This window comes from Pseudanabaena sp. CCNP1317, assembly GCF_034931345.1.
Lineage (GTDB): Bacteria > Cyanobacteriota > Cyanobacteriia > Pseudanabaenales > Pseudanabaenaceae > Pseudanabaena > Pseudanabaena galeata.
Genome location: NZ_JAYGIF010000006.1, coordinates 39,383 through 55,692 on the forward strand (window position 1 = coordinate 39,383; position 16,310 = coordinate 55,692).

Below are 16,310 nucleotides of genomic sequence, written 5' to 3' on the forward strand. Positions count from 1 at the left end.
GCAATACTAAAAAGTACCTGCTAATGCACCGACACAGCGATCGCAGATATGGGGATGCTCGACAGACTCACCGATATGGGTGGAGTAGTTCCAGCAACGAGGACATTTATCGCCATCGGCTTTAACTACGGCAACCTTGAGGTTCTCGACTTCGCCTGTGAATTCAGTAATTGGTAACTCTTCGACAATCTCGGCTTGGGAGACGATGAAGAGGTAACGCAATTCTGCACCGATGGAAGCTAGGTAATCCTTTTGGGTTGGATCAGATACGGATAATAAGACTTTTGCTTCTAAGGGAGCGCCGATCAATTTACCAGTTCTTGCTGCTTCTAGAACCTTGTTTACTTCCGATCGCACTTCGCGGAGATATTCCCATTTGGTTGCTAGTTCAGGCTTGTACCATCCAGAATGCACAGTGAACCATCCTGATTGGAAGACAGACTTAGTGGGTGCGGGGTAGGGCAAGTATTGCCAGATATCCTCAGCAGTGTGGGCTAGTACAGGTGCGATCGCCTTGGCAATTGCCTCTAGGCAATACATCAACACTGTTTGGCAGCTGCGGCGACGGGGAGCGTTAGGCGCACTGATGTAGAGGCGATCTTTAGCAATGTCTAAATAGAAGTTAGATAAATCAACGGTGCAGAAGTTTTGGATGGTTTGGAAGAAGCGTGAGAATTGGAATTTCTCGTATGCTTCGGTGATGTCCTTGGTGACTTCGGCGAGACGATGCAGGATATAGCGATCGCTTTCGGTGAGATCGGCATAGGGAACTAAATGTTCAGCAGGTTGAAAATCAAAGAGGTTGCTGAGCAAGAATCTGGCGGTATTGCGAATCTTGCGCGACACATCGGACATCTGCGCCAAGATGGTTTTACCGATGGGAACATCACCGTTGTAATCGACACTCGCCGCCCAGAGACGGATCACATCTGCACCATAGGGAGGTTCTTTCTTCTGGTCTTTACCGCCATTAATCACCACCATCGGATCAACGATGTTGCCAAGGGATTTACTCATCTTCTGTCCCTTCTCATCGAGGACAAAGCCATGGGTTAACACAGTCTTGTAAGGTGCATAGCCATTGGTCGCCACGCTAGTAAGGAGCGAAGATTGGAACCAGCCACGATGTTGATCGGAGCCTTCAAGATACATATCCGCAGGATAGTTCATCGCATAGGGAACAGTGCGTGAATCATGGCTTTCGCCGCCGAGTACTCCTGCCCATGATGAACCAGAATCAAACCAGACATCCATTGTATCTGTGCCTTTACGATACTTGCGACCATTATTTTTATAGGCTTCAGGAAGTAATTCTTCCACTTCTCTTTCCCACCAAATATCGGAGCCATATTCGCGAATGAGTTCTTGAATGTGAGTAACAGTTTCTTCCGTGAGCAAAGGCTCATTGGTTTCTTCGTCATAGAATACGGGAATCGGTACACCCCAAGTGCGCTGACGGGAAATACACCAGTCTGATCGCTCTTGCACCATTGAAGTAATCCGATTCTCACCGATCGCAGGAATCCAGTTAACTTCTTTGATCGATTTCAAAGCTTCTTCGCGGAAACCATCAACGGAGGCAAACCACTGCTCAGTGGCGCGAACAATCACAGGCTTCTTAGTACGCCAATCGTAGGGGTATTTATGATTATAGGCTTCTTCTTTAATCAGGGTTCCATTAGTGGTCAAGATTTCTACAACCTTGGCATTGCCTTCCTTAAGCACGCTCAAACCTGCCAATTCTTCGCCAGCATCTTCATTGAAAATACCGCGATCGTCCACAAGGGAAATCATGCCCAAATGATATTTTCTGCCCACAATAAAGTCATCTTGACCATGATTAGGCGCAGTATGCACTAAACCCGTACCTGATTCAGCAGTGACGTGATCGCCTAGCACAATAGGACTGGGGCGATCAACAATGGGATGCTTGGCGATCGCACCTTCGAGAACATCTCCCTTGAAGGTATATTTGACTTCCAAAGCTTGCTCAAAGGTGGCGGCTAACTTCTCAACCAGTTCTGTTGCCACGATATAATTTTTATCAACCGCCGCAACGATGCTGTAGTCAAGATGGGGATTGGCACTAATGCCCAAGTTCGCAGGAATCGTCCAAGGTGTGGTTGTCCAGATCACAGCATGGAGATTGGTTAGATCGGCGATCGCCTTTAGCTTATCGCTAGATTGCGTGACTGGGAATGCAACATAGATACTGCGCGAAACATGATTTTCGGGGTATTCCAATTCGGCTTCGGCGAGGGCAGTATGGGAACTGGGCGACCAATAGACGGGTTTCAAACCACGATAGATATAGCCTTTGAGAGCCATGCGTCCGAATACATTGATTTGTGCGGCTTCGTATTCAGGCTTTAATGTGTAATAGGAATTCTCATAGTCACCCCAAATGCCCCAGCGCTGAAAGCCCGTTGCTTGTTCGTTAATCGTTTGCAGGGCAAATTCCTTGGCTTTTTTCCGCAATTGCAAAGGCGTTAAATTAGCACGTTCCTCTGCCTTCATATTCTGTAAAACTTTAAGCTCGATTGGCAAACCATGACAGTCCCAACCCAGCACGTAGCGCACTTTGTAGCCACGCAATAATTTATAGCGATTAATGATATCCTTTAAAACTTTATTTAAGGCATGACCCATGTGTAATGTGCCGTTGGCGTAGGGGGGGCCATCATGGAGGGTAAACACATCACCTTTGTTGTTGTGGGATAGGGCTTCAAAAATACCTTGCTCTTGCCAAAATTTTTGAATCTCAGGTTCACGAATAATTGCATTTGCCCGCATCGAAAAGTCAGTTTGCGGCAAGTTAACGGTGTCTTTGTATTCGGGATTACTGGCTGGATTCTCAGATTTGGCTTTAGGAGCGGATGTCATTGTTCTAAACTGGGTCAAGTTTTGCTAAGGTTTACTCCCCATTATGACGCAATATTAAGCAAACAGCTATATTTTATGATGATCGTATTTGTGGACTGCGATCGCCTATCAGCATATCTACAGTGCGATCGGAAATAAAAGAAAATTTCAAAAATGATTTTAGGTGCGAGATCGCTAGTATAAAACTTCGGCGATCGCGTCTACTTGTCGAACGTTGGTAAATTCATGCTGTAGGTGCTGCAATAATCTTTCGTCTTTAGAATAAATGCGCCAAACAGAACTATCAATTAGTTCTAAAACGATTTCGCAAGGTGCATCAAGATCTATATCTGGTTTTAAAGAGGGGATTCGAGATACTTCTTGACAACCAACGATGACGGTATTAATTACTTGATCAAATTTTCTGACTAATAGAACTAGCATCTGCCAACTCAAGATTAATCCTTGTGGTAAGTCTTTGATATTCTCTTCTAAATCTAGGATGCCTCTTTCCCAAATCGTGCTGATGTCGCCGATCGCTTCGAGATCTAAAATTGACCAGACAAGTTTTTGTTTGTCCTGTGCAATCAGGTTTAATAGGTCTATCAGTTCAATTGTTGATGTGCCTTGGTTATCCTGATATTTGATTTCAATTACATTAGACATTTTTATTTTCCTGAAAAGCTATAGTGGTTCGGCAGACTGTCGCTTTCCTGTAACTTGATTATAGCGATGTTGATGTGGGTTAGTATGGTCAGCACGACGATGATTGGTAAAATCAATGTCTCTAATAATTTCGCCATCATAGCCAAATTCTCTGGCTTGACGATATGTGTCTCCTGTGCGCCGACTGGTGCGTGAACCAATTTGGGTATGCGGGTAGGGAGAGTCGGGAATTGGTAGCCCTGTTCTGGGATCTCGGGGTAAAGGTTAGACAAACAAAGTAACAAGGTAAAGGGTAAAAGTAAAAATTGGGGTTGTTCAAGAATCGCTAATAATTTAACCTACAAACCAAGAATCCAAAAAAGAATTTTTTTCCTTTTTCCTTTCTACTTTTTACTTGGCAACAGCATCGTTGCTTCGATTTCTTCGCGGACTTGTTTGCTGACGTAGCTGCGGTTCATGCACTCGACGAGGAAGAGATTGGCTGCGTAATATTGTTTGAGAAGTTTTGCTTGCTCTTTAGTAAATTGCCAATCATGACCAATATTGCGGCAATCGATACAGATTTGATGCAATTCTTGATTCCATTCTTCTCCATTTGATTTCCAGTATTTAGAGACTAATTGAGAATCTACATGTTCAATGGGTAAAGATTTATCTTTAAGTTTTTGTAGCACGTTGACCAATACATTTAGTTTTAAAGAGCTGGCGATCTCAACATTATAATCACGAACAAGATTTCGAGAAAGATCACGATCAAGAATTAAGTCATTTTCAATGATACTAATACTGTCAAAGTTAATGTCATGAGAAAGTTTGCTATCAATTACAAAAGCAAAATCACGAGATACTTGGAGAACTTCTTTGAGAGAAAGAAAATGTGCATGAGCACGGTTACGAGTACGGCGAACTTGGGGATTGCTCTCTAGATAATGGACAAACGAATGTAATCCAAGATAGGTATAGTAAGCTCTCATTCCAGTAATCTTATAATTTGTCTGCACAGAATCTGTTTTTTTCTTTAGCCACTCCAAAAACACCTGTAAATTCACATCATCTCTTAACATTCCGTCAATGCGCTCCTTCATCATCTTCACAAGATCATCCGATCGCCGCAACATTTCCGCAGTCAGATAAAATACCTCTTTCCATCTAGGATTAGAAATATTCTCGATCAAGTTTTCAAAATGTCTTTCCCTCTCAATTTCACGCGCCGCAAAATATTCCTGAAAAGTCAAATGGGAAAAAGAATAAATATATCTTGCCCTCTCTACTAACAATCCATGATGATGCTCGATCGCCTTTAGCACCACCTCACTATCCAGCCGTAAAGCATCAGGATCGGCAGATGCTTCAGGGAGATTGCATATATAGTCCTTAATCTGACGTTGCAAATCTTCTTGTCGAAAGAAATACTCACCATTCAAAAACGTATTAAAGGCAATCTGTCCCAGCATATCCTCCTTGTTTTGTGGCGACAGATGCTTATAAATTATCTCCCGCTCAATATTCCGCTTCGCATCCCACTTTTTCATCAATACTTCCAAACCTTCCCTATACAGTTCCGATCGCTTCGGCGGGAAGTCATTACGCTCTCCAAATACTAAACACAACAGCGTCAGTAACAAAGGGCTTTTCGCCAATTCCTTGACAGGTTCATTACCCTTTAACCTATCTAACATCCGTTCAGCCTTTGATTCATCCCTCTCCCGAAACCAATTATTCACAAAGGTTTCAATCTGCCCATCATCAAAGTCGGCAACCTCAACTTCCGTAAACTTCTCAAACTGGTATTCTCGCGCCGCAATCCGACAGGTGATCGCAAAGCGATTTTTTAGCCAATCCCGCGAAAATTGATCGATGTCCTGCTTAACACGGCGATCATCCTCTTTCTTTACCTCATCCAATCCATCCAACAGAATTAACGCTTTACCATTATCTAGCAACTGTTTGGCTACATCCTGTGATACTTTGCGCTTTTCAAATTCCGTCAAAATGTAATTTTCTAGCGATGGCTGTCCCCTCTCCTCCGCATAAGCCTTCAGCGTCACAAAGATCGGCACAAGTTCCCCATGAAACTTACCCGCAAGGCATGACATCGCCAAATATTTCATAAACGTGGTTTTCCCTGCCCCCGGTTTACCCAACACCACTAACTTTTGAATTTCATCAACCGCTTTAAGCCCCGTCACCCGTTCTTTAATCGTCCCTACTAAAAAGCGATCAAAATGCTCACGGGTGCAAACCTCCATCACCTCGTCATAGCCAATCCGCCGCCGCCCGATCACCTCCTTAATGATATTCACATCGGTATAAATCCGATCCAGATCGACAGGTTGCGTCATATCCAAAACCCGCATCGTCCCACAGCGATCAGTCACATCCGCCGCGATTTTTTGCTTCACATCTTGGACTAGCAAATCAAGGTCGTCGTCAGGTTGAAGCTCAGCTTTTACATTCTGCTTTTTCGCCTCTGCCTCTAACCAATTTCGCAACTTATTCGCCTTATTCGCGCCAGTACCCGCAATATTAAACTTCTTGTAAATACCTGTCTTGCGATTACGGATTGCCTCAGCCGTGACGTGCAGTTGCTCCGATATTTCGCGATCATCTTTACCATTGCCCCACCAAAGCAAAAATACTTCCTCTTGTTCAGAAGACAACTCGTACTTACGAGCCAAATCAGTTAAGAAATTGCTAGGAAACATAGACAATCTGGCGATTAGATAAAATTATATTAACCGAAAATTTAATAGTAAAAAGACAAAAAATTGTAGGGGTTAAGCATTTGCGCCACAATTTCTAAACTCATCACAGAGACATCACTCCGCAAATGCTTAACCCTCTTCGCTTTCACCGATAAATTTTCCCTGCGTTTTGAGGTTAAGGGCAAAGCATTCCCGATTTCAAAAGATCGGTAAATTCGTAAATGGTTGCGGGAATGCTTTGCCCCTACAATCTTTGACCTTTTTTGTGGCAGTGGAGATATGTTCTGTAAGCCTGACTATGTAAGGCAATGTAAGGCTTGTAAGACTATGTATGTGGATTGATCTCCAAACTTAATTTGAGATTCTTGATATTGTCAAAGCAATCAAAGGCAACTTAAAAATATGGACACTCAAAATCAAGTTCAAAAGCCAGTCACGACTCAAGCGATCGCCCAAACCAATAGCTCACCTGCTAACAAACAAACTGCGATCGAATCCATACCTTCAACAACACCCGTTGACGCATCCAATACAATTCCTGCTCTAATAAATAGCCCAACTGTCGGCACAATTCTCGCTCTTGCTGTACTGATTCGAGTCATCCTCGATCGCCCATCGTCAGACAAAAAGTAAAAATGCTAATATTGCTACCACCTTTTAGATTGGTACAAGATCTCAGTTAACTATCCACAAAAAAGGTGAGTACAGTTTCATCAACACCTTTCAACTTAAGAGGTTCACGCTTGCGAAGCTCCTCATCATTGAGATAATCCGCAACCGTCGCAGATACAAGAATACAATCAGGTTCCGCCGCCGATTGGATACGTGCAGCAATATTTACCGTGGGGCCGATCGCTGTATAGTCCGATCGCTCCGCACTGCCAAACATCCCCACCACGGCTGTACCCTGATGAATGCCACAGCGAAATCTGACCGTGGGAATTCCCTGAGCCGCCCATTGCTCATTGAGTTGAGCCAGCGATCGCTGCATATGTTTTGCAGTTTGGACAGCACGGCGGACTTGCTCATTGGGACTGCAATCCTCAGGCGCACCAAAGAGAGCCATAATGCCATCCCCCATAAACTTATCAACCGTGCCACCATTGGCAAAAATTGCTTCTGTCATCGCACCTAGGTATTGATTGAGCAACTCAGCAACACGCCGCGATCGCAAAGTATTCGCAAGGGAAGTAAAGCCCACAATATCTGTAAAGAGAACCGTAATCATCCTTGGCTCAGGACGTAAATCCAGACTGAGTTCACCAGTGGCGGCTTTGGAAACCAAGCTGGGGGGAAGGAAACGCTTAAGAACTGATTCGGTGAGATAGAGATTGAGTTGAGCCACCCGCCGTTCGTTGGTCTTAAGCGCAAGTAAATTCCGAACTTCCGCTAACAATTCGCGATCGTTAAAAGGCTTGGCTAGATAGGCATCTGCACCCATTTCTGTACCTTCGATGCGCGTCTCTTCATTAGCTTTAGCCGTGAGCAAAATCATCGGCGTACCTGCTAATTGCTGATCTTGACGAATCATCGCAATCAAATCTAAACCAGAGACTTGGGGCATCATTAAATCCGTCACGATCAAATCAGGACAGTGTTTTTGAGCTTCGGTATAGCCATGAGCGCCATTGTGAGCGGAAATTACACTATAGCCTGCTTGATTGAGAACGCGCCGTAAATATCCGCGCAGGTCACGATTATCATCAACGATTAAAATTTTACCTGTGGGAGTATAAGAAATTTCTTCATGCTCACTATCCTGCATGAATATATCTTCTTCTAAACTGAGGTCAGTTTCTAGATCCGCAAGTTCCACTGAAGCTCTAGATATTTGTAAATCCGCAGGTAGGTTGGTAACTTGATCGAAGGGTAAATGCTTTTTACCAGTGGGAATTATGATTGCAAAGTTTGTACCATGACCGTAGTCTGAGGTGACGGAAATATTGCCACCATGCAGATTAACCAATTCTTTGACTAGAGCTAGCCCTAAACCACTACCTTCATAGCTACGGTTAACGGAACCTTCAGCTTGACGAAAGCGATCAAATAGAAATGGAATTTGATCTTGACGAATGCCAATCCCTGTATCATGAACATTCAGAATACAATGCTGACCATCTATATCAGTGGAAATACTAACCGTAACACTGCCATTACTAGGCGTGAACTTCATCGCATTGGACAGTAAGTTATAGAGGACTTTATCAAATTTCTCTAAGTCCAGATAGATTTCTGGACATTCGCTAAACTCACTAAATAGATGGATATTTTTGCGATCGCAATAGGGGCGAAAAGCATCAATGGTTTGACTGGTAAATTCGACAAGATTGCAAGGGCGGAAACAAGCCTGCATCTTACCTGCGTCGAGACGTTGAATGTCAAGCAATTGATTAACCAGACGTAGCAAACGGCGACAGTTGCGTAAAGCAATTACCGACTGTTCGAGGGGAAGTGGTTGAGATTTCTCGATCGCTGCTTCTAAGGGACCAATGGTGAGGGTGAGGGGGGTGCGGAATTCGTGGGAAAGATTTTGAAAGAATTCAGTTTTCTGGAGATCTAGTTCAAGTAGTTGCTGGGCTTGTTGGCGAGTCTTTTGAAAGAGATGGGCTTGTTGGACTGCGATCGCGGCTTGCGCTGCCACAGCTTGGACTAAGGACACCTCTTCAGGTTGCCAATGACGCGGCAGTTTATTTTGACGCATAGAAATACTCCCAATTATCTTGCCTTCTGACAGTAAGGGGACAATTAGAAGCGATCGAGCAATGGAGCGTAATGGTAAATCGGCAATATTCCATTCTGGATTTTCGTGCAAATCAGAAATGGCGACGGGCTGCTTTGATTCAATTAAGGCTTGAAAGACGGGATTAACGGAGATATTGGCAGTTGACTGCGGTAAGGCTGTTTCATCGGGATTTACTGCATTATCGAGCATCTCATCGGGATCGAGCAAATGTAGCCCTACGCAACGTAAATAACTATCTTCTTCTGTCCATAGAGACAAAGCACAACTTTCGGAGTTTAAGGCTTGACCTAGCTGCTGGGTAATTGATGCAAAGATCTTTTGAGGATCGAGACTGGATCGAATGGTACTGGTAATCGTATTGAGGAGAGATTCTCGTTTGGCAAGTTCTTGAATGCGATCGTAGGCTCTGGCGCGAGAACTGACGATCGCAGCTTGATCGGCGGCTAAATCAATTAAGTCTAATTCATCGTTACTCCATAAATGTGGATTGTCGCAATGATAGAGAGCTAACATTGCCAAACATTCTTTTTGGACTTCAAGGGGAACAAATAGAACTGATTTAATATTCGCTTTGGCATAAATAGATTGATCAGCTTCGGAAATACGCCGATCGCTATCAATATCATTAATTGCCACAATCTGCGATCGCAAGGTGAGTACCTTTGCTAGTTGGGGTAACTCGGCGATTGGAAGACTGCAATAGGCAAAATAGTCTTCCGAAAGTAGCCTGTTCTCAACTAGTCTTAAAATGCTGCCTGAAACATCAAAATTACGAGCGATCGCTTCGGCGATTGTGGCAATGATTTCCCGATATGGGGCGGCACTATCGACTGATGAGGCGATCGCATTCAGTAGGGATTGTTGGCGTAGAGTGCGGCGTAAATCAGCAGTACGATTTCGCAAAACATTGTGCGTATCAATGGCTTGACGTACTACATTTTTAAGTTCTAATTCATCCCAAGGTTTGGTGACATATTTGAATACTTTGCAAGTATTAATTGCTTCAACTAAATCCTCAACATCGGTATAGCCTGTCAAAATAATCCGCATCGTATCTGGATATTTAACCGCCATTTGGCTCAAAAATTCAGTTCCACTCATGATCGGCATTCTTTGATCGGAGATAATTACCGCAACTTCTCCTTCGCGATCCAGTAATTCCAGAGCTTCTAAGCCACTATTCGCACGTAAAACTTCATAATCTCGATAAAAAGTCCGAAATAGCAAATCTAAGTTATCGGGTTCATCATCGATAACTAGCAACTTAGGTTTGGGGGCGATTTGCGAACCCATGGAGCTACTTCTTCCTAAAATTTTGATGCCAAAAACTTTGAGTTGAGAAACTAGTGAGCTTTATTTTTTTGCTGATGGCGTAATAAAAACTCAAAAACCTTACAGGAGCTATTTTTTATTTTGCGAATAACCATATACTCATTGGCAAACTCCTCTAAAAAAAGTATCAGTAAACACTAATGCAAATGAACTTGGAGTTGATAAACTTGGCTTGGTTCTGAATATACTTCCTTTTGCATCATAACCGATCCTCCTTACGTGTTTTTGCCTAGGATTTGCCTAGCATTCGCCCATTATTTGCTCAGCTTTTGAATCCAATATGGGTAGTGAGAGTGCGCCCCGAAGGGGCGCACTCTCACTACCCTCCAAATCTTAAAAATATAGCTCTCTTTAAATATCCAAAGGTTGGAAACTGATTAGCGGATCAAGTTTTGGCGGTGGATGAGAGCCGATTGAGCCTCCTCACGATCATCAAAATGGATTTTTTCTCGCCCGATAATTTGATAGTCTTCATGCCCCTTACCTGCAATCAGAATCGTATCGCCTGACTGAGCCTCATAAATAGCTGTTTGGATACATTTATGCCGATCGCCTTCGACAGTCATCGGTTTATCGCCGATATTCGCATTCACACCAACTACGACATCATCAAGGATTCTTTGGGGATCTTCAGTACGGGGATTGTCAGAAGTTACATAAACGCGATCGGCGAGTCTCGCAGCAATTCCCCCCATCAATGGGCGCTTAGTGCGATCGCGATCGCCACCACAACCGAATACACAAATTAATTCGCGCTGCGTAAAGGGACGCATCGCCTTGAGCAGGTTTTCTAGGCTATCAGGGGTATGGGCATAGTCCACGACCACGGTGACATCTTGATCGTCGCTAACCTGTACTCTTTCCACACGTCCCGGAACACTCTTAAATTCGGGTAAACGGCTGACTAATTCTGTCAAACTTAGCCCCATGTGCAGAGCCGTAGCGATCGCTGCCAAGATATTCTCGACATTAAAGCGACCAACTAGGGGTGACTGAAATGCGATCGCGCCCTGTGGGGTGTGCAAGGTTCCCGTCGCGCCATTGGGCAAATAGGTCAAGTTCTCAGTATAAAAATCTGCTTGGGAATTGCTAATGCTATAAGTCCAAATGGGTTTGTCTGTAATCATTTGCGCCAAACGTTGTCCGAAGGGATCATCAAAATTAATAATGGCTCGACCTTGCAAATAGGTATCACTGAATAGCAAAGCCTTCGCTTGAAAATAGTCTTCTAGATTTTTGTGATAGTCCAAATGATCTTGGGTCAAGTTGGTAAATACGGCGACCTCAAAGGGGCAACCTAATACGCGCCGTTGGTCTAACGCATGGGAGCTAACCTCCATCAAGCCCATGTCACAACCTGCGGCGATCGCTTCAGCAAGTTGTGCTTGTAAGTCCACGGCAAAGGGGGTGGTATGGTTGGCGGTCTTAGAATAGCCAGCCCAACGGGTATACAGTGTGCCGAACAACGCTACTGCATATTGAGTTTGCAATAAAAACTCGATCAGGTGCGTGGTTGTCGTTTTGCCATTTGTGCCTGTTACACCTACCAGTTTTAGCTTTTGAGCAGGATAGTCATAGAACGCAGTGGCAATTTTGCTACAAGCTACTACCACATCATCAACGGCGATCGCCTTAGCTTGATCTTGTTCAGATAAATTATCAAAAGCTGTATGGGAGATGATCGCCGCGATCGCTCCCTGTGTGATTGCCTGTGGCGCAAATTTGCCGCCATCTACTTGAGTTCCCGTCATGCCAATGAACAAGTCCCCCTCTTGGCAAGCCCTTGAATCTGTAATTACACGCTTTATTTCTAGCCCATCTAGTTCAGGCTGAGAATTTTGATACCCTGCCAATGCTAGCAATTGTCCTAAACGCATAATTCTCGATCCTTTCTCACAAGCACAAAACATCTCAGAATTCTTACACAAAATCTTGATTTGTGACAACCCAAAAAAAGGAGGGCGGCGCTTCGCGCCGCCCTCCTTTTTTTGGGGTTTATAAGGACTATTCTCATGACACCATTTCAAATATATCTTCGTCGCTGTAGCCTCCTTGTAGATCGGCTATTTTCAGCATTTTTTCGCGCAGCGATCGAAATCGACGTACTAGTAGATACTCACGAACCGCACGTTCGATAAGTTCGTTTGGGGAGATTGATTCAATTTTCGATCTCGCTTCGATGGAGTCTTTTACATCTGCGGCTAAGGATAAGGTTATGACTTCTTGCATATAGATATCAAGCTGATTTGTTTTATTTTAGCTTGGCTTAGATAAAACCCCAAACAGGAGGTGCGGCGCGAAGCGCCGCACCTCCTGTTTGGGGTTTTATCTAGAGATATGATGACTGTATTCGGCGATCGCCTCTGGATAAATAATATGTTCTTGAACTTGAATCCGCTTTTGCAGCTCTTCTAAACTATCTTCTGGCAATACAGGAACCGCAGCTTGCTTGAGGATTTTGCCGCTATCGACTTCGAGACTGAGTAAATGCACTGTGCATCCTGTGATCTTGACACCATAGTTAAAGGCTTGCTCGATCGCATGGATACCTTTAAAGCTAGGCAATAAACTGGGATGAATATTTAAAATGCGTTCTGGAAAAGCATCAATTAAAACTTGGGTGACGATTCGCATCCAGCCAGCCATGATTACCAAATCAACTTTATATTGCTGGAGAAGTTCAATAATGGCACGATCAATAGCTTGACGTGATTTGTAATCGCGATGATTGACTAAAATTGCAGGAATACCAAACTTTTCAGCGCGTTGTTTGGCAAAAGCATCTGGTTCGTTATAAATCACTAAGGCAATTTTGGCTGGCAATTTTCCCTGCTCAATGGCACAGGCGATCGCCTCAAAATTGCTACCACTTCCCGAAGCTAGCACGCCTAGAATCGCAACAGAATTGGAACTAGATGAATTGTCGGGTAGAACTGGCAAACTCACGAATCTTCAAGACCTCTAAACAAAAAGCGCAGACACAAGTTTACTATATAGAGGCAGTGCTTCGCTCTGCCTCTATATAGCTGATTTTGCCATGACTAGTTTATCGAAAATGTCTCTTTCTACTCAGGAAGATCGCGATCGCCTTACCTATCCCCTCAGCATTGCGCCCATGATGGATCGCACCGATCGCCATTATCGCTATTTCATGCGCCAAATTACGCGACGGACTTTGCTGTATACCGAAATGGTCACTAGTGCGGCAATTAAACATGGTGATCAAGATTATTTATTAGGATTTTCTCCAGATGAAAATCCTCTCGCTTTGCAGGTTGGTGGTGACAATCCACAAGATCTGGCGGAATGTGCGCGGATTGCTGAAGCGATGGGCTATGACGAAATTAATTTGAATGTGGGCTGTCCCAGCGATCGCGTCCAAAGTGGCAACTTTGGTGCATGTTTGATGAAAACGCCTGATCTAGTTGCTAAATGTATTGAAGCCATGATTGCCGCCGCTAAGATTCCTGTATCGGTCAAACATCGAATTGGGGTTGATGATTTAGATACTTACGAAGACATGCAAAATTTTGTCAGGATTCTGTCAGAGGCAGGTTGTCAGCGCTTCTCAGTTCATGCGCGAAAAGCATGGCTCCAAGGATTAAGCCCCAAAGACAATCGCGAAATTCCACCTTTGCGTTATGCCGATGTACATCGCTTAAAGCAAGAATTCCCACATTTGTTTATTGAGATTAATGGAGGGTTTACCACCTTAGCGCAAGCTCACGAGCAGTTACAGAAAGTTGATGCGGTGATGATTGGACGTGCTGCTTATGACAATCCCTATCTATTTGCAACTTGCGATCGCGAGTTTTTTGGTGATGAAACTCCCATGCGTAGTCGAGTGGAAGTTGCTGAGGCGATGATTCCCTATATCGATCAATGGATTGCTAAAGGATTGAGGTTACATAAAATCACACGCCACATGCTGCAATTGTTTCATGGTCAAGCAGGTAGCCGCCTCTGGAAGCGAATTATCACCGAGAAGTCCTGTATTGTTGGTGCTAGTTCTGAAGTGATCCGCGAAGCGATCGCCGCAGTGAAGGGGTAATGTACATTTACTTTTTTGCTTCTATTCTCAAACTCATTGGCTGTCCCCAGATAATTTTTTCGTGGGTATAAACGACCATGCCTGGTTTTGCGCCTTTGGGCTTAAATACATATTTGGGAATCGTGCAGACGACAGGAACTTGATCGCTCTGTCGAGCGCGACTGTAATAGGCAGCATAATTAGCGGCGGTTTGCAGATCTTGATCCTCGGCGATCGCTCCCGCAGGTAAGCGCAGCAACACATGACTGCCAGAAATTTCTTGAGCATGGAGCCAAAGATCGTATTCTCCAGCGATACGGAAGGAAATCAAATCATTTTGATAGTTGTTTCTACCCACCCATACTTCAAATCCATTGGGAGTGGTAAAGCGATGACAATCGGGAATTTCTTCTTGCTTAGTGCGATTGCTTTTATTTTTGCCACCTTTACTATTGTTTTTCGTGCGTGGCGCATATTCGGCGGTGACTTTAAGATAGCCCTGCTGAGCGAGTTCAGCCCGAATTTCCTGTAACGCCGAGAGTTCACTCTGTTCTAATAAACTCACGGCGGTAGAAACCTGTTCGAGGTAAGCGATTTCCTGTTGAACAGATTCTAATAATGGTGCGATCGCAAGGGCTGCTCGTTTTTGTTTTTGATGTTTTTTATAAAAGGATTGAGCATTCTGAGCAGCATTGAGAGTGGGATCTAGAGGAATAATCACTGATGCTTCTGAATGAAAATCCGTAAGTTTTATCTCTTTCATGCCGATTTCCCAGAGATGCAAATGAGCCATTAACAAATCTGCTTTATCTTTAAAATCATCGGCTTGAGTCGAGAGTTTAAGTCGGTCAAGAAATTCTGTTTCTTTAATGTTTAATTTGGCTAACTGATTTTGAATCGCTTGGCTAATTTGTTGATGCAATTGCTGAAAAGCGACTTGTCCCGTTTGTTGAGAATAGTAGCGATCGCAAAAATCGTTAACTGATAGAAAGAGTTTTAGATCCCCCCCAGCCCCCCTTGTAAAGGGGGGAGAATTTTCTTCTTCCCCCTTTACAAGGGAGGGGGATCTTTCGTGGTTCAGGCTAGGGGTGAGGGCATATCCTTTTCCTTCTAAATGTGGATAAAACTGTTTTTTATCAATACAGGTTAGCCATATTTGCCAAGCTTGATATAGTGCTTCCCATTCTGAGAGCGTTAAATCAGCAACATTTTGATCGCCATGGATATTAGGTATTGCCAATAGCGATCGCACTAACGACGAACTAACTCCACGATAATTACTGAGTAAATTGCGCTTAATCTCCTTGGGAATCAAAATCAAGCGATCGCGCCATGCGTCAAAGGATTCACTCAAACTGGGAATTGCTTCCAGTAAAGCTGGTGGTAATTCGTAGCGATCGCCTGTTTGGATTGGACGCACTCGCGACTGCTTGCTGCTGACTTGGTGGGCGGCGGTGACGATTTCGCCGTTGGCGTTTACTAAAATTGCGTTGCTATATTTGCCCATTACTTCTAAATACAGATGCCACTGCACCTCGTCATCGGGGCGTTTAGCAAATTGCAGATCGACGACGCGCTCCCAAGGGCTAGTTAGTTGCACTGAGACAAGGGCAAATCCTGCGACTTGATGCAAAATTTGTTGACTAAAGGTGAAAGTATCAGGCAGCTTTGGTGGTGGCGCACTGAGATGTAATCTGGCGGCTTGCGGATGCCAAGATAGCAATAGCCATTGTTTCTTTTCTAAAGTTCGTAATTGTAAATGAATCGTGTGGCGATCGCTTTGATGCACCTGCTCTAGTCTTGCAGGCACACAAGCTATATTTAGCTCATGGGTCAAAGCTACAAGGGTGGTTAGGTCAGCAGGTTGCATTGTCTTAAGCTCATATATATAACAATTCACAAAAGTGTGACGACACTTTTGTGAATTAAAAAACAGACCCAGTAAGGATTAGGAATTTAATAAAATTGGCAT

General features: G+C 44.0%; 10 protein-coding genes. 2 read left to right on the forward strand and 8 right to left on the reverse strand.

The window, feature by feature from the left end:
* Positions 1-6 precede the first annotated feature (6 nt).
* The 3 genes from ileS to VB775_RS03680 form a co-directional block, all read right to left on the reverse strand.
* Complete coding sequence (ileS, locus tag VB775_RS03670; RefSeq protein ID WP_281006297.1) at positions 7-2,883, reverse strand: isoleucine--tRNA ligase; 2,877 nt, start codon at positions 2,881-2,883, stop codon at positions 7-9.
* A gap of 174 nt (positions 2,884-3,057) precedes the next feature.
* Positions 3,058-3,528, reverse strand: coding sequence for a hypothetical protein (locus VB775_RS03675; RefSeq protein ID WP_281006298.1), 471 nt, complete (start codon positions 3,526-3,528; stop codon positions 3,058-3,060).
* Between the two features lie 383 nt (positions 3,529-3,911).
* Positions 3,912-6,233, reverse strand: coding sequence for an NACHT C-terminal helical domain 2-containing protein (locus VB775_RS03680; RefSeq protein ID WP_281006299.1), 2,322 nt, complete (start codon positions 6,231-6,233; stop codon positions 3,912-3,914).
* A gap of 402 nt (positions 6,234-6,635) precedes the next feature.
* Between VB775_RS03680 and VB775_RS03685 the strand changes: the two genes are divergently transcribed.
* Complete coding sequence (locus VB775_RS03685) at positions 6,636-6,866, forward strand: hypothetical protein (protein ID WP_281006300.1); 231 nt, start codon at positions 6,636-6,638, stop codon at positions 6,864-6,866.
* Between the two features lie 46 nt (positions 6,867-6,912).
* Here the strand turns inward: VB775_RS03685 and VB775_RS03690 are convergent, their stop codons facing one another.
* From VB775_RS03690 to purN, 4 genes are all read right to left on the reverse strand, one after another.
* The gene (locus VB775_RS03690; protein ID WP_281006301.1) at positions 6,913-10,269 is read right to left on the reverse strand and encodes a response regulator; all 3,357 of its coding nucleotides are present in this window, start codon (positions 10,267-10,269) and stop codon (positions 6,913-6,915) included.
* A gap of 416 nt (positions 10,270-10,685) precedes the next feature.
* Positions 10,686-12,185 (reverse strand): UDP-N-acetylmuramoyl-L-alanyl-D-glutamate--2,6-diaminopimelate ligase, encoded by a 1,500-nt coding sequence (locus tag VB775_RS03695; RefSeq protein ID WP_281006302.1) that lies wholly within the window; start codon positions 12,183-12,185, stop codon positions 10,686-10,688.
* A gap of 133 nt (positions 12,186-12,318) precedes the next feature.
* On the reverse strand, positions 12,319-12,537 hold the full coding sequence (locus VB775_RS03700; RefSeq protein WP_281006303.1) for a hypothetical protein: 219 nt from the start codon (positions 12,535-12,537) through the stop codon (positions 12,319-12,321).
* A gap of 96 nt (positions 12,538-12,633) precedes the next feature.
* Positions 12,634-13,254, reverse strand: coding sequence for a phosphoribosylglycinamide formyltransferase (gene purN, locus VB775_RS03705; protein WP_281006305.1), 621 nt, complete (start codon positions 13,252-13,254; stop codon positions 12,634-12,636).
* Between the two features lie 91 nt (positions 13,255-13,345).
* Here purN and dusA point away from each other — a divergent pair, with 91 nt between their 5' ends.
* Complete coding sequence (gene dusA, locus VB775_RS03710) at positions 13,346-14,359, forward strand: tRNA dihydrouridine(20/20a) synthase DusA (RefSeq protein ID WP_281006306.1); 1,014 nt, start codon at positions 13,346-13,348, stop codon at positions 14,357-14,359.
* 7 nt (positions 14,360-14,366) lie between these two features.
* Here the strand turns inward: dusA and VB775_RS03715 are convergent, their stop codons facing one another.
* Complete coding sequence (locus VB775_RS03715; protein WP_281006307.1) at positions 14,367-16,208, reverse strand: Rqc2 family fibronectin-binding protein; 1,842 nt, start codon at positions 16,206-16,208, stop codon at positions 14,367-14,369.
* Positions 16,209-16,310 lie beyond the last annotated feature (102 nt).